Annotated in this window: 20 protein-coding genes and 1 pseudogene; 19 read left to right on the forward strand and 2 right to left on the reverse strand. The window is 65.2% G+C overall.

The window, feature by feature from the left end; all coding sequences use genetic code 11:
- The first annotated feature begins 16 nt into the window (after positions 1 to 16).
- From ABZO33_RS07325 to ABZO33_RS07380, 12 genes are read left to right on the forward strand one after another with little or no spacing between them, the layout of a single operon-like run.
- Positions 17 to 1,843 (forward strand): DUF1302 domain-containing protein, encoded by a 1,827-nt coding sequence (locus ABZO33_RS07325; protein ID WP_414535464.1) that lies wholly within the window; start codon positions 17 to 19, stop codon positions 1,841 to 1,843.
- Between the two features lie 45 nt (positions 1,844 to 1,888).
- Positions 1,889 to 4,249 carry an efflux RND transporter permease subunit gene (locus ABZO33_RS07330; protein WP_414535465.1) on the forward strand — a complete coding sequence of 787 codons (2,361 nt, stop codon included), beginning with the start codon at positions 1,889 to 1,891 and terminating at the stop codon, positions 4,247 to 4,249.
- 13 nt (positions 4,250 to 4,262) lie between these two features.
- Entirely contained in the window at positions 4,263 to 5,240 is a 978-nt protein-coding gene (locus tag ABZO33_RS07335; protein ID WP_414535466.1) for a WD40/YVTN/BNR-like repeat-containing protein, read from the forward strand.
- A 36-nt stretch (positions 5,241 to 5,276) separates the two neighbouring features.
- Complete coding sequence (locus ABZO33_RS07340) at positions 5,277 to 6,497, forward strand: amine dehydrogenase large subunit (protein WP_414535467.1); 1,221 nt, start codon at positions 5,277 to 5,279, stop codon at positions 6,495 to 6,497.
- On the forward strand, positions 6,491 to 7,045 hold the full coding sequence (locus ABZO33_RS07345; RefSeq protein ID WP_414535468.1) for a MauE/DoxX family redox-associated membrane protein: 555 nt from the start codon (positions 6,491 to 6,493) through the stop codon (positions 7,043 to 7,045). The genes ABZO33_RS07340 and ABZO33_RS07345 overlap by 7 nt, the downstream gene beginning before the upstream one ends.
- Positions 7,042 to 7,644, forward strand: coding sequence for a methylamine dehydrogenase accessory protein MauD (gene mauD, locus ABZO33_RS07350; protein WP_414535469.1), 603 nt, complete (start codon positions 7,042 to 7,044; stop codon positions 7,642 to 7,644). Before ABZO33_RS07345 ends, mauD begins: the two co-directional genes overlap by 4 nt.
- Positions 7,641 to 8,165, forward strand: a complete 525-nt coding sequence (locus ABZO33_RS07355; protein ID WP_414535470.1) for a methylamine dehydrogenase light chain — start codon at positions 7,641 to 7,643, stop codon at positions 8,163 to 8,165. Before mauD ends, ABZO33_RS07355 begins: the two co-directional genes overlap by 4 nt.
- Positions 8,166 to 8,168: 3 nt before the next feature.
- Entirely contained in the window at positions 8,169 to 8,588 is a 420-nt protein-coding gene (locus tag ABZO33_RS07360; protein WP_414535471.1) for a c-type cytochrome, read from the forward strand.
- On the forward strand, positions 8,585 to 9,208 hold the full coding sequence (locus ABZO33_RS07365; protein WP_414535472.1) for a c-type cytochrome: 624 nt from the start codon (positions 8,585 to 8,587) through the stop codon (positions 9,206 to 9,208). The genes ABZO33_RS07360 and ABZO33_RS07365 overlap by 4 nt, the downstream gene beginning before the upstream one ends.
- 54 nt (positions 9,209 to 9,262) lie before the next feature.
- A complete protein-coding gene (locus tag ABZO33_RS07370; protein WP_414535473.1) occupies positions 9,263 to 9,787 on the forward strand; it encodes a hypothetical protein in 525 nt (174 codons plus the stop codon).
- A complete protein-coding gene (locus ABZO33_RS07375) occupies positions 9,784 to 10,488 on the forward strand; it encodes an NAD(P)H-dependent oxidoreductase (RefSeq protein ID WP_414535474.1) in 705 nt (234 codons plus the stop codon). The genes ABZO33_RS07370 and ABZO33_RS07375 overlap by 4 nt, the downstream gene beginning before the upstream one ends.
- Before the next feature lie 52 nt (positions 10,489 to 10,540).
- Positions 10,541 to 11,323: an enoyl-CoA hydratase/isomerase family protein gene (locus ABZO33_RS07380; RefSeq protein WP_414535475.1), complete on the forward strand. Its 783-nt coding sequence runs from the start codon at positions 10,541 to 10,543 to the stop codon at positions 11,321 to 11,323.
- A gap of 22 nt (positions 11,324 to 11,345) precedes the next feature.
- Here ABZO33_RS07380 and ABZO33_RS07385 read toward each other — a convergent pair whose 3' ends face one another.
- Positions 11,346 to 11,819 carry a VOC family protein gene (locus ABZO33_RS07385; RefSeq protein ID WP_414535476.1) on the reverse strand — a complete coding sequence of 158 codons (474 nt, stop codon included), beginning with the start codon at positions 11,817 to 11,819 and terminating at the stop codon, positions 11,346 to 11,348.
- Positions 11,820 to 11,844: 25 nt separating this feature from the next.
- Positions 11,845 to 12,027 (reverse strand): DUF2986 domain-containing protein, encoded by a 183-nt coding sequence (locus ABZO33_RS07390; protein ID WP_414535477.1) that lies wholly within the window; start codon positions 12,025 to 12,027, stop codon positions 11,845 to 11,847.
- A gap of 151 nt (positions 12,028 to 12,178) precedes the next feature.
- Here ABZO33_RS07390 and ABZO33_RS07395 point away from each other — a divergent pair, with 151 nt between their 5' ends.
- From ABZO33_RS07395 to ABZO33_RS07425, 7 genes and pseudogenes are all read left to right on the forward strand, one after another.
- On the forward strand, positions 12,179 to 12,949 hold the full coding sequence (locus ABZO33_RS07395; protein ID WP_414535478.1) for a ribonuclease T2 family protein: 771 nt from the start codon (positions 12,179 to 12,181) through the stop codon (positions 12,947 to 12,949).
- 23 nt (positions 12,950 to 12,972) lie between these two features.
- Positions 12,973 to 14,661 (forward strand): phospholipase D-like domain-containing protein, encoded by a 1,689-nt coding sequence (locus ABZO33_RS07400; RefSeq protein WP_414535479.1) that lies wholly within the window; start codon positions 12,973 to 12,975, stop codon positions 14,659 to 14,661.
- Positions 14,662 to 14,888: 227 nt separating this feature from the next.
- A complete protein-coding gene (locus ABZO33_RS07405; protein ID WP_414535480.1) occupies positions 14,889 to 15,524 on the forward strand; it encodes a lytic polysaccharide monooxygenase auxiliary activity family 9 protein in 636 nt (211 codons plus the stop codon).
- 37 nt (positions 15,525 to 15,561) lie between these two features.
- Positions 15,562 to 16,569, forward strand: a pseudogene (locus ABZO33_RS07410) (chitinase); the annotation flags it as partial.
- Positions 16,570 to 16,770: 201 nt separating this feature from the next.
- Positions 16,771 to 17,655, forward strand: a complete 885-nt coding sequence (locus tag ABZO33_RS07415) for a DNA-3-methyladenine glycosylase family protein (protein WP_414535481.1) — start codon at positions 16,771 to 16,773, stop codon at positions 17,653 to 17,655.
- A 202-nt stretch (positions 17,656 to 17,857) separates the two neighbouring features.
- Complete coding sequence (locus tag ABZO33_RS07420) at positions 17,858 to 18,358, forward strand: RNA polymerase sigma factor (RefSeq protein ID WP_414535482.1); 501 nt, start codon at positions 17,858 to 17,860, stop codon at positions 18,356 to 18,358.
- Between the two features lie 52 nt (positions 18,359 to 18,410).
- Positions 18,411 to 19,349, forward strand: coding sequence for a FecR family protein (locus tag ABZO33_RS07425; RefSeq protein ID WP_414535483.1), 939 nt, complete (start codon positions 18,411 to 18,413; stop codon positions 19,347 to 19,349).
- The last annotated feature ends 102 nt before the right edge of the window (positions 19,350 to 19,451 follow it).

Here is a 19,451-nt window from a genome sequence, read left to right on the forward strand (position 1 = left end):
CCCGGGAGACCACAGCATGAACAGACTCCCTTCGCGGGCATGGGCGAAGGCCGCCCCGTGCCCGGCGCTGGCCCTGGCGGCAGTCGGATGGCTCGGCGTACAGCCTTGCCAGGCCTTCACCTTCGGTAGCGAGGACGGGCTCTCGGGCAGTTTCGACTCGACCTTGTCCTACGGTTTCGCCAGCCGCCTGCAGTCATCCGACTGCCACCTGCTGGGCAGTGACAACGGCGGCTGCAACACTGGCACCGGCAATGAGCTGGGCCGTTACTACAACCTCGAACGCGGCAATGGCTATGCCAACGCCGACATCAACTACGCCAATGCCGACGACGGCAACCTCAACTACCACAAGCACGACGTGTTCTCCCAGGTGCTCAAGGGTACCCATGAACTGAGCCTGCGCTTGGGCGACGGCTGGAGTGCCCTGGGCCGGGTTGCCTGGGCCCGCGACTTCAAGATGGACGATACCCGCCGTACCGACCTTCAAGGCCCGGCCCGACGCGACGCCACCCAGCGCTTCGACCTGCTCGACCTGTGGCTGGCGAAAAGCTTCGACCTCGGCGAGATGCCGGCCAAGGTCAAGGTCGGCAACCAGGTGATCAGCTGGGGCGCGGAGATGTTCATCAGCGGTGGCATCAACCAGATCAACGCCCTGAGCCTGCCCAAGTACCACACACCGGGCACCCAGCTCAAAGAGGTGTTCATCCCCGCGCCGATGGCTTCGTTCAGCCTGGGGCTGAGCGATAGCCTGAGCCTGGAGGGCTACTACCAGTTCAAGTGGAATGCCTACGGCCTGGACCCGGTGGGCAGCTACTTTTCCACCGTCGATATCGCCGGGGAAGGGCGCCGGGCGATCTACTACCCGACGAACTACATCGAGGGCCTGCAACCGGGCGTCTGCGCCGGCACGCCGACGGGCCGCTGTGGCGACCCGCTGAGCAGCGGCCTGAGCCATGAGCAGATCGTCGCCAGCGGCCTGGCGGTGCCCTACGGCGGCGAGCGCAAGGCCGGCAATGGCGGTCAGTACGGTGTCGCCCTGCGCTGGATGGCCGAGTCGATCGGCACCGAGTTCGGCCTGTTCTACCAGCGCTACCACGACAAGCTGCCCTTTGTCGGCTACACCGCGCGCAGCAACCCCGATGCCCTGGTGGTGGACGACTACTTCATCAACTACGGCGAGGACAAGGACCTGTTCGGCCTGTCCGTGAGCACCCTGGTCGGACCGGTGGCGGTGGCCGGTGAGTTGTCGTTCCGGCCCCGGGACAGCGTGGCCATCGACCCCACCGTACCCTTCGGCCAGGCCTTCAGTGGCGGTTACAACCGCTACAGCGTGTTCGACACCGGCGAGCACAAGGGTTTCGTCGAGACACGCAAGTGGCAGGCCGATGTGAATGCCACCTACACCTTCTCGGGCAACGACCCGCTGGGCTTCATCCCCGACGCCCTGGGCGCCTCCGACGCGTTCCTGCTGGCCGAGGTGGCGGTGGTGCGCTATCCGGGCCTGGATCTGTCGGGCGAGGTGCCCTACGTGCTGCCGGACTACTCGCTGCCCGACCGCACCTCGTGGGGCTATGTGGCCGAGTTCGGGGTCAACTACCCGAACCTGTTCGGCAGCGGCGTCACCGTCACCCCGCAACTGGACTTCAGCCATGACGTCAAGGGCACCACGCCCAACGCGATGCCCTTCGTCGAGGGGCGCAAGTCGTTGACCGCCTCCCTGCTGTTCAACCACCGCGACCGCTGGAAAGGCGGTCTGCAGTGGGTGCGCTACTGGGGCGGAGGCGACAACAACCTGATGGCCGACCGCGACTTCGTCAGCGGCAATATTTCCTACTCCTTCTGATCCGGCCGCCACGCGCTTGCAGGGCGCGTGGTGGGGAGGCTATTCATGCTGGCTAATCTGGTCTCGGCGCTTGAGCGCCTGGTCTTTCGCCATCGCCTGGCGACCCTCGGCCTGCTGGCCGTGGTCACCCTGGTGATGGGCCTGTTCGCCGCGCGTCTGGAGATGACGGCGGGCTTCGACAAACAGCTGCCGCAGCAGCACCCCTATATCAAGACGTTCAACCAGTACCGTGACGTGCTGTTCGGCGCCAACCGCGTCATCGTGGTGCTGCGGGCGCGCCATGGCGATATCTGGAACACGGCGGCGCTGACCCGCCTGCACGACCTGACCCAGACGCTGTTCTTCCTGCCGGGCATCGATCGGCGCAGCGTCACCTCGCTGTGGACGCCGAACACCCGCGCGGTGCAGATCACCGAGGCGGGCATGAAGGCCGAGGATGTGGTCGGCGGTGATGTCACCGTCGGCAACCTCGATGCCCGGGCCATTGCCGGCATCCGCGAGCGCACCCTGGCTGGAGGCTTTGTCGGTAGCCTGGTGGCCAACGACCAGCGTGGGGCGATGGTGGTGGCGGAGCTGGCCGACCCGGATCCGGTGACGGGCAAACGCCTCGATTACCTGGCCTTCAGCCGCCAGCTGGAGGACCAGGTGCGGGCGCAGTACGCCGATGCCGACTTCGACGTGCAGATCATCGGCTTCGCCAAGCAGATGGGCGATATCGGCGCCGGCGCCCGCAGCGTGGTCGGATTCTTCGCCCTGGCCTTTGTGCTCACGGCGCTGGCCGTCTACTGGTACACCCGCTCCTGGCGGCTCACCGTGCTGCCGCTGGTGTGCTCGCTGGTGTCGGTGGTGTGGCAGTTCGGCACGCTGACACTGCTGGGCTTCGGCCTCGATCCGCTGGCGATCCTGGTGCCGTTCCTGGTGTTCGCCATCGGCGTGTCCCACGGCGTGCAGCAGGTCAATTTCATCGCCAAGGAAGTCTGCGCCGGCGCCGATGGCATGACCGCCGCCCGACGCAGTTTCGTCGGCCTGATGATTCCCGGCACCCTGGCCCTGATCACCGCCTTCGTCGGTTTCGCCACCCTGGTGCTGGTGCCGATCCCGATGATTCGCGAACTGGCCATCACCGCGTCGGTGGGGGTGGCCTACAAGATCATCACCAACCTGGTGATGCTGCCGGTGCTGGCCAGCTACTGCCGTTTCGATGGGCGCTACGTGGCCAGGGTCGAGCGCCTGCGGGCACGCCGCGAGCGGCAGATGACCGGCCTTGGGCGCATCGCCGAACCGCGCAACGCGGTGCGAGTGACCGTGCTGGGCGTCGGCCTGATGGCGTTGGCGGTGTGGCAGAGCCAGGGTCGGCACATCGGTCATGTGCTGCCGGGCGCGCCCGAGTTGCACGCCGATTCGCGCTACAACCAGGACGTGGAACAGGTGGTGGGGCACTTTGCCCTGGGCCTGGACCTGTTCACCGTGGCCGTGCAGACCCCGGCGGGTGGGTGCTATCGGCACGACGTGATGGCCTATGTCGATCGCCTGACCTGGTACCTGGGCACCTTGCCCGGCGTACTGTCGGCGCAGTCGCTGCCGGCCATGGCCAAGCTGGCGGCCTCGGGGGTCAATGAGGGCAACCCGAAATGGGCGGCGCTGCCGGTCGACGAGCTGTCCCTGGGCGAATCCGTGCGCCAGGTGCCCGAAGCACTGCGCCTGTTCGATGCCGACTGCACCGTGCTGCCGGTCAACCTGTACCTGGCCGATCACAAGGCCAGCACCCTCAAGCAGATAACCGCGGCCGTCGAGCAGTACCGCGAGCGCCATGTACTGCCAGGGGTTGACGTGCGCCTGGCCAGCGGCAACGCCGGGGTACAGGCCGCCACCAACGCGGTGGTGGAGGGCTCGGAGCTGCCGATGATGCTCTACGTGTACCTGACCATCGTACTGCTGGTGGGGCTGGTGTACCGCGACTGGCGGGCCATGCTTGCCTGCTGCCTGCCGCTGACCCTGGCGACCTTCCTCGGTTATTGGTTCATGAAGGCCCTGGACATCGGCCTGACCGTGGCCACCTTGCCGGTGATGGTCCTGGCCGTGGGCGTGGGGGTGGATTACGCCTTCTACCTCTACAACCGCCTGCAATTGCATCTGGCAGAGGGGCGCGACATCGTTGCCGCATTCCAGCAGGCCCTGCGCGAAGTGGGCGTGGCCACGGTGTTCACCGCGCTGACGCTGTCGGTGGGGGTGGCCACCTGGTCGTTCTCGGCGCTGAAGTTCCAGGCCGACATGGGCCTGCTGCTGACCTTCATGTTCATGGCCAACATGCTGATGGCGGTGACCCTGCTGCCGGCGTTGGCCGTGGTGCTGGAAAGGCTGGTTCCGCGACGGGGGCCGGTCCGCGCGCCCCTGATCGCCCATTGAGAAGGGCTGAAGGATGAAGACTGTTCAGGTGTTGCCCTGGTTGCTGGGGTTGATATGGGCAGGGCAGGTCAGTGCGGCGCCGGCCATTGCCCTGAGCGACGTGCGCCATGCCCCCCTGGTGGCGGTGGCGCGGACCGCAGACGGGGTGGTCGCGGTGGGTGACCACGGTGTGGTGGCGTTGTCCGGCGATGGCCAGCAATGGCGCCAGGCGCGCAGCGTGCCGGTGGATGGCTTGCTGACTGCCCTGAGCTTCGTCGATGAGCGCCAAGGCTGGGCGGTAGGGCATGGCGGGGTGCTGCTGCACAGCGTTGATGGCGGCCAGAACTGGGTCCTGCAACAGCGCCTGGCGGGCAAGCCGGTGCTGTTGTCGGTGCTGTTCAGCGATGCCCGCCACGGCCTGGTCGTCGGGGCCTATGGCTATGCGGCGCGCACGGCGGATGGCGGTGTCAGCTGGCAGCCGATGCCCGTCGGCGAGGAGGGCGACGACTTTCACCTCAACCAGGTGTTCCAGGCCGCCGACGGCAGCCTGTTCATCGCCGGCGAGGCCGGCCATGCCTACCGCTCCACTGACCAGGGCGGGTCCTGGCAGGCGCTGGACACCGGCGTCAGTGGCTCGCTGTGGACCGGCACCGGCCTGCGTGATGGTCGCGTGCTGCTGGCGGGGATGAGTGGGCGGGTGTTGCTGGGCGATCGCGATGGCCGACATTGGCAGGCTCTCGACAGCGGCAGCCGCGAAGCGATCACCGCCGTGACGCAACTGGATGACGACCGGGTGGCGCTGGTGGGCAACTCAGGCCTGGTGGCGATCTCCGATGCGCGAGTGACGCACTTCACCAGCGCAGTACGGGAAGACCGCCTGAACCTGTCGGCCCTGGCCGCGCGATCCGGCCACCTGCTGCTGTTCGGTGCCGCCGGCGTGGTCAAGGGTGTGGCACCAGATGCCAATGCCGCTGTCACCCCGCGCCAATCCACCGCCAATGCCCCTCGATAGACTCAAGCCAGGCCGATCGCCTGTTGCGGAGCCCCTATGTTCAAGCGTTACTTGCGTCATCTGCTGTGTGGTCTGTCGTTGTGCGCCGGCGCCGCGTCGGTACTGGCCGACTTCGTGCCGGAACAGGCCCGTGTCGAAGTGCTTGGCGATCATCGTGACCAGCACTGGTTCTGGATCTGGGGCAGCAATGCGCCCAACATGGTCGATGGCCGCGCCTACCTGTTCGACGACCAGGGCCGCAACCTCGGCCAGCTGAGCACCGGCATCTGGTCCAACGGCCTGCAGCTGGCGCGTAGCCGTGACGAGCTGTATGCCACCGAGATCTACTTCAGCCGTGGCGTGCGCGGCCAGCGCAGCGACGTGGTCACGGTGTACGACGCCAGGACCCTGAGCCCCAAGCGCGAGATCCCGATTCCGGCCAAGCGCATGACCGCACTGATCTCCACGGGCCTCAGCGTGCTGTCCGATGACGAGCGCTTCCTGCTGGTGCTCAACTTCACCCCGGCACAGTCCATCTCGGTGGTGGACCTGGCGAACGACCGCTTCGTCACCGAGGTGGCGATCCCCGGCTGCGCGTCGATCTACCCGGCCGGACCTCGCGATTTTTACGCCATCTGCGGCAACGGCGGGTTCTTTCACCTGCGCCTGGACGAGCAGGGGCACGTGGCGTTGCAGGAGCGCACGCCGCCAGCGTTCGATCCGCTGCAGGACCTGCTGCTGACCACCGGCGTGCGCGATGGCGACACCTGGTACTTTGTCTCCCAGCACAATCGCGCCTATGCCCTGGACATGAGCGCCGAGGGCGTGCGCCCGCGCAAGCAGTGGTCGCTGCTGAGCGATCAGGAGCGCGCCGATGGCTGGGGCATCGCCGGCAACCACGGCGTGGCCTTGCACCGGCAGAGCGGGCGCCTGTACGTGCTGATGCACAAGGACAAGCCGGAGAACTACCAGAAGACCGGCACCGAGGTGTGGGTGTTCGATGTGGCCACCCAGCAGCGGGTGGCGCGCCTGTCGCTCAAGGAACAGAGCACCGCCATCGGCGTCAGCCAGGGCGCGCAACCACGGCTGTACAGCCTGGACTGGATGGTGCCGATGCCGAGCCTGTTCACCTTGTGGGTCTACCTGAGCGAAGGCGAGGCCGGGTTGACCCCGCTGCTGCGCCAGGGCGTGAACCTGTACGACGCCGACAGCGGCGAGCACCTGCGCAGCGTCGGTGACATCCCCCTGGGCTTCCTCAATGTGGTGATGCCATGGTGACCGTCGAACTGCTGCATGACCCCTTGGTGCATGTTGCCAGCGTCGGCGGGCTGGCCCTGCTGCTCGGCGCTGCCGCGCTGCACAAGCTGCACGATCCCCGGGCGTTCGCCGAGGTGCTGCAACGCTATGCGCTGGTGTTGGGCCGCTGGTGCGCGGCGCCGCTGTGGGTGCACCTGTTACCGGTGCTGGACGTGTTGGCCGCCGCCGGCTTGCTGCTGAGCCTGTGGTGGCCGTTGGCGACGCTGCCCGCCGTGGTGTTGCTGGTGCTATATGCCGGCGTGCTGGCGGCGGCCGTAGGCGAGGGTACATCCCTGGAAGACTGTGGCTGCCACTTCGGCGGCCGCCGCCAGCCGCCGTCCCGGGCGCTGGTCTGGCGCAACCTGCTGCTGGCGCTGGCCGCCGGCAACCTGCTGGCACCGATGAACGAACGCGCGCTGACCTGGCTCGACGGCTGCACCCTGGTGTTCGCCTTCGTCTGTGTCGCCGCCCTGTACCTGCTGGCCAACCAGCTGATCTCCAACCGTGCACTCCCGAGGCAACGGCCATGACCTATGCACTGATCATTTCCAGCCTGTTGTCCTGGGCGATCATCCTGATGCTGATCCTTGCCGTGTGGGCCCTGGCGCGCCAGGTCGGGCTGCTGCATGAACGCATCCAGCCGGTGGGGGCGCTGTCCCTGGGCAAGGCGATCAAGGCCGGTGACACGGCGCCTGTGTTCACCCTGCCCAGTCTGACCGGAGGCTCGGTCAGCCTCGGCGGCTCCAGCGGGCAAGGGCAGGGCACCTTGCTGTTCTTCCTTTCCGAAACATGCCCGGTGTGCAAGACGCTGCTGCCGGTGCTCGATGCGCTGCGCCGCGAGGAACGCCTGAGGGTCGTGCTGGCCAGCGATGGCGAAGCCGACGAGCACCTGGCGTTCATCGCCGCCCACGGCTTGCAGGCATTCCCTTACCTGCTGTCGCGGCAGGTGGGCCTGGCCTACCAGATCAGCAGGCTGCCCTATGGCGTGCTGATCGATGAGCACGGCAGCGTCGCCAGCCATGGCCTGGTCAACACCCGCGAGCACCTGGAAAGCCTGCTGGAAGCACGGCGCCTGGGGCATGCCACCGTCCAGGCGTACAACGCCGCGCAACAGGGGCTGCAACCATGACCATCCGTTGGTTCGACGAGGCCACCCAACTGCTCACCCGCCGTGTCGCCCGCGGCACTTCGCGCCGGGGCTTTCTCGGCGGCCTGGGCACCTTGCTGGTCGGCGCCGGGGCGACCACCCTGCTGCCGGTGTTTCGCGGCGGCGCCTTTGCCCAGCCAAGCGCGGGGCTGCAGGAGTCGGGCGACCCGAACAGCTGTGAATACTGGCGCCACTGCGCCATCGACGGTTTCCTTTGCGGCTGCTGCGGCGGCACGTCCAGCAGCTGCCCACCGGGCACCGTGCGCTCGGACATCACCTGGATCGGCACCTGCCGCAACCCCACCGACGGCAAGGACTACGTGATCTCGTACAACGACTGCTGCGGCAAGAGCAACTGCGGCCGTTGCGTGTGCCAGCGCGACCAGGGCGACACGCCGTTGTACCGCCCGCAGAATTCCAACGACCTCAATTGGTGCTCCGGCAGCCAGGCGGACATGCCCTACCACTGCTCGCTGTCGGTGGTGATCGGGGTCAAGGAGTAGGACATGGCCGGCCGACTGCCCTGGATGGTGCTGCTGGCGTTGTCGACGCAGGCATTGGCCACCGAGCCGCGTCAGTTCGACTACATGCTCAACTGCCAGGGCTGCCACCTGCCCGACGGCAGCGGCAATCCGCAGCGCAGCGTGCCGGCCTTCGCTGGCCAGCTGGGCAAGTTCCTGTGGGTGCCCGGCGGTCGCGAGTATCTGGTGCAGGTACCTGGCTCGGCCTTGTCCGGGCTGTCGGACGATGCCTTGGCCGGCGTCCTCAACTGGATGCTGGCGCGTTTCGACGCCGGTCATCTGCCCATCGACTTCAAACCCTATACCGGCGTTGAAGTAGGCCAGTGGCGCGGCTCGGTACCCGTCGATGTCGAGACAACGCGCAATCGGTTATTGCAGCGCATCGCCGAACGAGAACAACAATGAGAGCATCCCGACCGATGAAGCTACGCCTTTGCGCCGGCCTGCTGGCCCTTGTCGCCACGTGCAGCGCGCACGCCGAAACCCCACCCGTCCAGGCCGCCACCTGTGTGGCCTGCCATGGTGCCCAAGGCCTGGGCAACCCGGCCCTGGGTGCGCCGCGCCTGGCCGGGCAACAGGCCGAATACCTGGTCACGCAGCTGCGCGATTTCAAGGCCGGGCGGCGCGGCTACGCACCCGGGGACAGCCATGGCGCGCAGATGCGAGCGATCGCCACGCTGCTTGGCGACAGCGATCAGGCGCTGCTGGCGCGGTACTTCGCCGACCTGGGCGCCACCTCCAGCGCCGCGTCGCTTGCGCCCGATGCGCCGGGTCAGGCGCTCTACCAGGGCACCTGCGCGGCTTGCCACGGGCCGCGTGGCGAAGGCTTCGCGCACCTGAAGACGCCTAATCTGCGCCTGCTCGACCGGGCCTATCTCGACCGACAGTTGACGGCGTTCAGTGAAGGCGCGCGAGGTAGCGAGCGGCATGGCAGCGAGCTGGCCATCTGGATGCGCGGCATTGCCTTGCAGTTGCACGACGGCGAACAGCGGCGGCTATTGCTCGATTACATCGCCAGCCCATGAGTCGGCGCTCCATGCGTCCCCAGGATTTCAACCCCACGGAAATTGTGCCCATCTATGCCATCACCCACCTTCATCAAAGGCTTGCGCCACGAACTGGCCAACCGCGCCTTCGCCAGGGCGGCGGTACAGCGCATGGCAACCCGCCTGGACGGCCAGCCATCGCACTCGTTCTGGAAGGCCTACGCCGACCTCGAGGCTTTCAACCAGCCGCGTTACCAGGCCGCCGCCGACCGCTGGGGGCTGGACACCCATCCCGGGCTGCTCACGCGCCTCAAGTCCTGGCTGGTGTCATCGCTGCCCCGACCCTTGCAAGGCCTGCTGCTGCGCGTCGTTCATCGCGAGACGATTAAATACATGGCTTTTCTGCAGGCGCTACGCAACGCCGGTCCCAGCGATGCCGGGCGCTTCCTGGACTACATGATCGATCAGGAGCAACTGCAACTGGACATGATGCGTATGGCCCTCAATGGCCGCTACCGCGACGTGGTGCGTCAAGCCGACACCTTCTTCCTCAAATACAACGGCGTGCGCTTGCTGGCCGAATCCCCCTTGCCACCTGCCACTGCGGAGCTGCCATGAACGTCCTGATCGTCCATGCCCACAACGAACCCCAGTCCTTCAACAGCGCCATGGCCCGTCTGGCTGTGGAGGTCCTGGAGGACCAGGGCCACAGCGTGCAGCTGTCGGACCTCTATGCCATGGGCTTCAACCCGGTCGCGAGCGCCGATGACTTCCGCCAGCGCGCCAATGCCGAGTACCTGGTCTATGCCCTGGAGCAGCGCCATGCGGTCAACAACGGCACCCTGGCCGCGGACATCGCTGCAGAGCTGGACAAGATCCGCCGGGCCGACCTGATCATCCTCAACTTCCCCATCTACTGGTTCAGCATGCCGGCCATCCTCAAGGGCTGGATTGATCGGGTGTTCGTCTCGGGTTACTGCTATGGCGGCACGCGCATCTATGACCGTGGCGGGCTCAAGGGCAAGCGGGCGATGCTCAGCTTCTCCCTGGGCGGGCAGACCCACATGTTCGGGCCGGATGCCGTACATGGCGAACTCGACGCGATGTTGCGCCCGATCCAGCGCGGAGTGCTGGGTTATGTCGGGTTGTCGGTGCTGCCGCCGTTCGTGGCGTTCCATGTTCCCTACATCAGCGAACAGGCGCGCCAGGCGTGTCTGGCGCAGTACCGCGAGCATCTGCTGACACTCGATGAACGGGCGCCGCTGGTGTTCCCGTCGCTGGATGATTTCGACGCGAGCTTGCGGCCAATCACCTTGTAATGGCTGCAAACCACCCTCTACAGGATCTCGCCAATCTTCAGGAGCGATGTTCATGCCTATTCATGTCGAGCGCCGCGAAGGTATCGCGTTTCTCACCCTGGACCAGCCGCAGCGGCGCAACAGTGTCGACCTGCCCATGGCCATTGCCTTGCGTGACGCCGTGCGCGGCCTGGCGGCGCAGCCACCGAAGGTGGTGGTGCTGTGTAGTCGAGGCGAGCACTTTTCGGTCGGCGGTGATGTCCGCTATTTCCAGCAGTTGTTGCAAGGTCCGTCGAACGCTCGCAGCGCCGGTGTGGCGCAACTGGTCGCTGCGGTTAATGAGGCGGTACTTGGCCTCACCGAGCTGCCATGCCCGGTATTGGGTCTGCTCAACGGTGCCGTCGCCGGTTTCGGGCTGTCCCTGGCACTGGGCTGCGACCTGCTGGTCGCCACCGAGGATACCCGGCTGCTCTACGCCTATGGTGCCATTGGCATCACGCCCGACGGCGGCGCCAGCTGGCACCTGCCGCGCCAGCTCGGGTTGCACCGGGCGTTGGCTTTGGCGTTGCTGAATCAACCGGTGTCGGCGCGCGAGGCTCTGGCGCTTGGGCTGGTTGTCGACGTGGTGGCCAGCGATGCCCTGCAGGCCACGGGCCAGGCGCTGGCCTTGCGCCTGGCCGCCGCTGCCGTCGCCGCACAGACGGGGGCCAAGCGGCTGCTGCGCGTTGGCATGGATGGCAACCTGGCCGCAGCGCTGGACAGGGAGCGCGGGGTATTCGTGAGCGTGAGTGGCAGCGACGACTTTGCCGAAGGGGTGGAGGCCTTCTGCGAACGCCGGCCGCCGTCCTTCGGCTGACCGGCGCAAGGCTTTTGAGCCGTCAGCCAGCAGCGACCGGGGCGGTGAAGGCGTCCTCGATGAAGGCTTCGAGCGCCTGCGCCTCGATGATCTCGATCGAGAAATGCCCGAAACGCTTGGGCAACCAGATGATGCGGGCCCCGGCAGGCGATTGCAGGTGCTCGCGAGCCAGTGGCTTGCCGTTTTCGTCCTCGGGCTGGATGCCGTTGGCCGTCAGCTGGTCATAGGCCTGCTCGATGTCCGGCGTGGAATAGCAATGGCGGTAGATCATCCCTTCGCCATGGGTATCGAGCAGGTCCTTGAGGTTGCCCGCCAGCGGCTGCACCAGCATGAAACGCTCCTGGCCGACCCGGGCGATCGCGTAATGGACGTGCAGGCCGCCGCGTTCCCAGACCAGCGTCCTGGAAATGTCGGCGCCCAGCACCTGCGTGTAATAGCTACAGGCGGCGTCCAGATCGGCGACCAGTACATCCACGTGGCTGAACGTGAGGTCCATCGCATTGCTCGCTTATGCAGAAGGTTCAGGGCTGTGCCGGCGCGACGTCGCTCACCGAGTCCGCCTCGGTGGACTGGCCGGCCTCGGCCGCCAGTTTCAATCGGTCGGCCTTGGAAATGTAGGGGTTCTTGTTTTTCGGCGCCAACTTGGCGCTGGCCTTCTTGGCGTGGGCTTTCAACAGCTGGTTGATCTTTTTGCGACGGTTCATGTTTTTCCACTTCATTGACGCTTGCTGCGGCAGGATCGAACGATACAGCAAACCGCCACTGGCGAATCGTCATATTCGCGCTACACCATCACCTGACGGGTCCAACCGAGCGACAGGCATGGAGCCTGTCGCACCCGTCAAGGAGGTCATCATGCAATGGACGCCACACGCTGCAACCTGCCTGAAAGCGCTGCTCTTTGGCTGCCTGGCAGCCGCCGCCTCGTCCACCTTCGCCGAACAGATCTGCGCGTTGCCCGACAATGTCGAGCCTGCGCCGGCGCGCCCGGTGGATTACGTCAACAAGGACCTGCCCACCGATTACCTGGCCCTGGTGCTGTCCTGGTCGCCGGAGCATTGTGAAGCCCAGCGCAACAAGCCCAAGGCGCAACGCGAAAAGCAAGCCTTCCAGTGCTTCTCGGGCAATCGTTTCGAATGGGTGGTGCACGGCCTGTGGCCGCAGAATGGCTACGCCAGGTCCAACCAGGATCATCCGCGCAACTGCCAGACTGTCGGTTCGCTGCCGGCACCCTTGGTCAGGCAGCACCTGTGCATGATGCCCGGGCCGGACCTGATGCAGAACGAATGGCAAGCCCACGGCACCTGCGGCTGGTCGTCGCCGGACCGCTACTTTGCCGATATCCAGCAGGTCTACGACTCGCTGCATCGACCCTCCCTGCAGGAAATGCTCGGCCGCGAAGCAGGTCCCAACCAATTGGTGGACGCCAAGGTGAGCGACATCAAGCAGGCGTTCCTGGCCCATAACCCGGCGTTGCCTGCGCAAAGCCTGCGGGTATCGGTGGGTTCGGGCAACCGCCTGAAAGAGCTCTGGGTCTGCCTGGACAAGCAGCTCGGCCCAATGCCGTGCCCAGCCGGCGGGACCCCCGACAACCAGCAGATCAAAGTCCGCACACCCAACCAGTAACCTTCCTGCAAGGAGTGCCTCCCATGCGAGCATCCGCCACTGGCGACTACCTGCGCGTACGCGCCATCGCCGGCACCCATGTGGTGGTGCTGGCCTGGGACTTCGTCACGCCACCGAACCTTGCGACGCTGATCGGCGAGCAGAACCTGCTGGGCTTTGCCGTGCAGCGCAAGCAGTTCGATGCGACTGGCAAGGTGCGTACCCGCTATTACCTGCGTGGCTTGAAACGCTTCGCAGACAAGGACAAGGGGCTGCCCCCGGGCACGCGGGTGCCGACCAGCGAGCATCCCATCCAGAGTTTCTTGTGGGCGGACTACACCGCCACGGCCGAAGGCGACTACGAGTACGCGGTGCAACCGGTGTTCGGCGAGCCGAAGAACCTGCGTGTCGATGAGGCCCTGGGTGTTGCCGTGCGTGTGCGCTGCGAAAGCACGGCAGCGCCGGGCGCGGGCGTGCGCCACGACGTGCACTTCAACCGTGGTGTGATCGGCTCCCAGGCCTACGCCCGGGAATTCGACAACGTCGCCCCCGACCCCGACGCGCCGCAATCCAAGCCGATGCGATGGCTTTCGCGAGGCTTGTACGAAGCCCTGCTGGCCTTCATCGAGCGCGGTGCCGGGCCGGGCATGGGGTTGCGCGCGGCGTTATATGAGTTCCACTACCTGCCGGTCGCCCAGGCGCTAGGCGATGCCGCGCGTGAAGGCGACGTGCAGGTGGTCTATGACGCGGCCAGCAAGTACAAGGCCGAGAACCACGCCACCATCGCCCAGGCCGGCCTGGCCGCCCACGCTCATCCGCGCACGGTCAGCGAGGGCATTCGCCACAACAAGTTCATCGTGCTGCTCGAGAATGGCCAGCCGGTCAGTGTCTGGACCGGCTCGACCAATATTTCGGCCGGAGGGATCTTCGGCCATTCGAACGTGGGGCACGTCGTCCACGACCCCGAAATCGCCCGGCAATACCTCGACTACTGGACACGCCTGCAACGCAACCTGACGCCGGGCAAGTTGCGCACCCCCAATGCCCAGGCCAGCCCGCTGCCGCCCTTGCCGTTGCAGCCGGGCACCTATCCGGTGTTCAGCCCGCGCGAAGACAAGGACGAGCTCCAGGCGCGCAAGACCTTGCAGTGGTACGCCAACCTGGCCAGTGCGGCCAGTCAATTGGTGTGCTTCACCGCTGCCTTCGAGATCGCCGCCGAGTTCCAGACGGTATTCCAGGCACAGAACGATGTGCTGCGCTACGTGATCAAGGATGATCCGCTCAGGGCGACGGAGAACATCGGTACCGACGGTGACGTGATCTTCGCTGCCGGTAGCCACCTGAGCGAGGACAACACGCTGGCCAATGCGCTGAAGGAACGCGACAACCCGCTCAACAGCAACGATTACATCCACACCAAGTACATGCTGGTCGATCCCTTGGGCGAGCAGCCCACGGTGGTGACGGGCTCGGCGAACTTCAGCAGTGCTTCCCAGGTGAAGAACGACGAGAACATGCTGGTGATCCACGGCGACACCCGGGTGGCGGACATCTACTTCGGCGAGTTCATGCGCCTGTTCGACCATCACTACGCCCGCTACCTGGCGGCAAGGTACCAGGCCCGCCCCGGCAGCCAGGGCAATTATCTGAAGGAGGCGACCGGGCAATGGCTGCCCGTGCACCTGGACCCGTCGAACTACCGCTCGAAGCGCCGGCAGTACTTCATTGGCTGACAGGCTCTGACACTGGCCAGACGTCGCGCTGACGTGTAAGTGTTTTGCTTCAGGGTGGGTAGGATAATTTAAGTGGCACTGTATATTTGTCCAGTATTCATTGGCGGTTCCAATACTTGAGCACGCCAGGACCAAAAATGGCTGCGTGGACAATAAATCCAGCTCCGTTAGTTTGAAGGCCTCTCCTTCGGAAAGGGAGAGTTCTCAAACCACATGGAGTTACAACGATGAACCAACCAGAAAACCACAACCCGCTTCGTCACGGTCGCGTCACCACCCCAGCCTCGCGTGGCGCCGTCGCCATCGACCTCGGCGTACTGAGCGGCTGGCAGGTCGATGAAATGGAAGGCGGCAAGAACTTCCCGGCCCTGGCCGCCGGTCCGTTCCCCGCACCGTTCCAGTCGGACAACCCGAGCGTCGCGCCGCCCGCCGATGGCTACATCCTCAGCGGTGGCAAGACCGACGCCCGTGACTGCGTCAACTTCACCGACGAGGAGATGGGCAAGAAGCTCAACCGCGCCTTCACCTGGCCGCTGATCAATGTCGACGCCGGGCAAGTGTTCAAGGTGACCTGGCGCTACACCGCACCACACACCACCCGCGGCTATCGCTGGCTGATCACCAAGGACGGCTGGGACCCGAAACAACGCATCACCCGTGCGCAACTGGAAGACAAGCCGTTCGCCGAGGACTTCTACCCGCAGGTGCCGTACTACAGCCACGCCGGCGAGCTGAAGGCCAAGGTCGATCACGAAGTGAAGCTGCCGGCCAACAAGAAAGGCCGTCACGTGATCGTGCTGATGTGGATCGTCGCCAACACCGGCAACGCCTTCTACCAGGCATTCGACGTCGACTTCCAGTAAGTCCGCGGGATCTACACACGTTCTGAAGGATTAGAACATGGCAACGATTGACTTTACCCAACTCAAGGCGGCGCAGGATGACGCTGCATCGCGGATGCCCAGCCTGGCGGGCAAGAAGATCCTCATGGGCTACTGGCACAACTGGCCGGCCGGCCCGGCGGATGGTTACCAGCGCGGGCAGTTCGCCAACATGAGCCTGGAGGAGGTGCCGCGCGACTACAACGTGGTGGCGGTGGCCTTCATGAAGGGCAGCGGCATACCGACCTTCAAGCCGTACAACCTGTCCGATGCCGAGTTCCGCCGCCAGGTGGGCGTGCTCAACAGCCAGGGCAGGGCGGTGCTGATGTCCCTGGGCGGCGCCGATGCGCATATCGCCCTGAACCCGGGCCATGAACAACCGCTGGCCAATGAAATCATTCGCCTGGTGGAAACCTACGGTTTCGACGGGCTGGACATCGACCTTGAACAGAGCGCGATCGATTTCGCCGCCAACAAGACCGTGTTGCCTGCCGCGCTGAAGCTGGTGAAGGATCACTACGCCGCCGAGGGCAAGCATTTCATCATCAGCATGGCCCCGGAGTTTCCCTACCTGACCAGCGCCGGGCGCTACGTCGACTACCTCAAGGCACTGGAGGGGTACTACGATTTCATCGCCCCGCAGTTCTACAACCAGGGGGGCGACGGGCTCTGGGTGCAGGAGGCCAACAATGGCAACGGCGCCTGGATCGCGCAGAACAACGATGCCATGAAGGAGGACTTCCTGTTCTACCTGACCGAGAGCCTGATCAGTGGCACCCGCGGCTTCACCCGGATCCCGGCCGACAAGTTCGTCATCGGCCTGCCGGCCAACGTCGATGCCGCCGCCACCGGCTATGTGATCAACCCGACGGCGGTGAGCAACGCGTTCAAGCGTCTCTACGCCAAGGGCGTGTCGATCAAGGGCCTGATGACCTGGTCGGTCAACTGGGACAGCGGGGTCAACAAGAACCACGTGCCCTACAACCAGGAATTCAGTCGGCGCTACGGGCCGCTGATCAACAGTGGCAACAAGGCCACAGCGTCCGTCGACGCCTGATCGAGCCAGCATCCGGCAGACGTGCCTGATGCCCGACAGTCGAGGCCTGTCGGCTTGATCACCACATGAAGATCCGATGCCGCAAGGCATCGGATTTTTTGTGCCTGGTCGATAGGGTGCAGGTCCGAAAATGGCGAGTCACTGCCCTGCACAAGGGCTAACATGTGACCCATGACCACTATCATCGACACCACCGAAAGCGACGCCTGCGTCCTCCTGGGCTGGCGTGCGCCCTATGACACTGCGGCGATGCTCGGCTTTCTGCGCCTGCGGGCGATACCCGGCATGGAGCGCGTGGAGGAGGGGACATACACCCGTACGCTGCGCCTCATGCAGGACGGTCAGGAACATTGCGGCTGGTTGAGCGTGGCCTTTGACGAGATGCGCGCCCAGGCGCGGGTGACGATCAGCAATTCCCTGGCGGGCGTCCTGCCCACGCTGATCAACCGCGTGCGCGACGCGTTCGACCTCGATGCCGACCCGCTCGCCATCGACGCTGTGCTGCACAGTGCGTTTCCTTCGGGTGCGGGCCTGCGCGTTCCGGGGACGGTGGATGGTTTCGAGCTGGCCGTGCGCGCCGTGCTGGGCCAGCAGATCACCGTGGCCGCTGCGCGCACATTGGGCGCACGCCTGGTCGCGGCCTTCGGACAACCCATCACAACGCCGCTGGCTGGCATGGACCGTCTGTTCCCCACGCCCGCCGCGCTGATTGCGGCCAGCGGTGATGAACTGGGCCGGCTGGGTATCACCCGCCAACGCCAGGCGGCGCTCAAGGCACTGGCCGAGGCGGTGCTGGAGGGCGGCCTGGTCCTGAGCCCCGGGGTGGACGTCGCGGCCACCTGTGCCCGCTTGCGCGCACTGCCGGGGATCGGCGACTGGACCGCACAATACATCGCCTTGCGGGCGTTGCGCTGGCCCGATGCCTTCCCGGCCGGTGATGTGGCGCTGCAAAAAGCCCTGGGGGTTAGCAGCGCACAGGCGGCAACGCAAGCCGCGCAGGGCTGGCGACCCTGGCGCGGCTATGCAGTGCTGCGCGCCTGGCAAAGCTTGCACTGACAGGCCAGCCAGTATCTAGCAGATGCTTGGCTGGACGCCCAAAGCGCTGTCGGCTTGCCCAATTTCTCTCACTTGAAGCGAATCCTGTAGCAGTGGATATCCCTACACCCACACGTCCCTGTCAATACACGCAGTTGAGAATTGTTAGCAACAAATGATACCTTGCTGCCAATTCCCCGCCGCTGCGCAGGACGCTTGGTGAATGCCGCAAGATCGCGATCATCTGACATCGACATTCCTGGACAACCGTGAAGCGCTCAAAGCCTACCTGGTGCGTCACTTCGGAAGTACGACCATCGCTGATGACCTGACCCAGGAAACCTGGCTGCGTGTGGCCAGCCGCAAGGTGGGCGAGCGTATCTGCAACCCGCGGGCCTATATCTTCCGTATTGCCCGCAATCTCGGCATGGATATCCGCCGTCGTGAAGCCCTGGGCATCGAGGTGCAGGCCGACCCGGTGGTGGTCGAGATGATCCCGGACGGTAAATGCGACCCGGCGCGCAAGACCGAATCGAGCCGCGAGTTGCAACAGGTGATGCAGGTGATCGCCGAATTGCCACCGCGCTGCCGCGAAGTCTTCATCCTGTGCCGTATCGATGGGCTGGATCACCAGCAAGTTGCCGAGCGCCTGGGCATTTCCAAAAGCACCGTGGTTTCCCAGATGGTCAAGGCTATGCAGCGCATCGAGAAGGCAATGTCATGAAAGGCTGGTTACACTGCGTGCGTTTTCACTGTCACCTGCCTGCACTTGCATGATGAACGAACACGACTCTCACACCCCCTTGGACCAGGCGCTTGAATGGTACGTGCGCCTGCAGGATGCGGGGGCGACACCGGCCGAGCATGAGGCATTCGCGCAGTGGCTTGCCGCCGACCCCAGCCACTCGGCTGCCTGGCAGCGCGCCAGCCAGGTGTGGAATGCGGCAGGGATGGCGGGCCACGCCCAAGTTGCCGCCAGCCGTGCCTTGCGCAAGCGCATCTCCAGGCGCACGTCCATAGGATTGGCAAGCGCCGCGGCGGTGCTGATGGCCGCCACAGTGTTCGCCCTTTCGCCGGCGCGCTGGGCAGATTACCGCACTGACGTGGCCCAGGTACGCAGTTGGACGCTGGAAGACGGCTCTACCGTACAACTGGCTCCGCAAACCGCACTGAGCGTGAATTTCAGCGCAGGTGAGCGTCGCCTGCATCTGTACCAGGGTGAAGCCTGGTTCAAGGTGGCGGCCAACCCGGCGCGGCCTTTCATCGTCGAAGCCGCAGGTGGCAATGTGCGCGCTTTGGGTACCGCGTTTGACATACAGGTGCTGGAGGGCGGCGCGAACGTGACCGTGACCGAGCATAGCGTGCGGGTCAGCCGTGCGGGGCAGCAGGCCGAGGCTGGAGAGGGTCAGGCTCTGCATTTCGACGCGCAGGGCATTGGCGCATTAAGGCATGTGGATACCGGCCAACAGTTGGCCTGGCGTGAGCAACGCCTGGTGTTCCGCGATGAGCCATTGACGCAGGTGTTGCAGCGTCTGCAATCGTATTCCCGCGCGCACTTGCTGCTGACGGACAACAGCCTCGCTCAGTTGCGGGTCACGGCAGCGATGCAAGCTCAAGAAGCCGATGCGGCGTTGCAGAGCTTGCAGGTCATCCTGCCGATTCGTGTTACCACTGTGGGCCCGTGGTTGACTTTGGTACGCCCAGTACAGCGCTGATTGAAAAAACTGAAAATCCGCGTCGTTGTGTTTGGCCGGTGGCACGTCATTAGTCTTGATCGCAAACGCGAATGAGTTGCGAATACTGCCATCAGGACGGAC

Origin of the sequence: Pseudomonas sp. CAM1A (genome assembly GCF_047501685.1) — a bacterium.
Lineage (GTDB): Bacteria > Pseudomonadota > Gammaproteobacteria > Pseudomonadales > Pseudomonadaceae > Aquipseudomonas.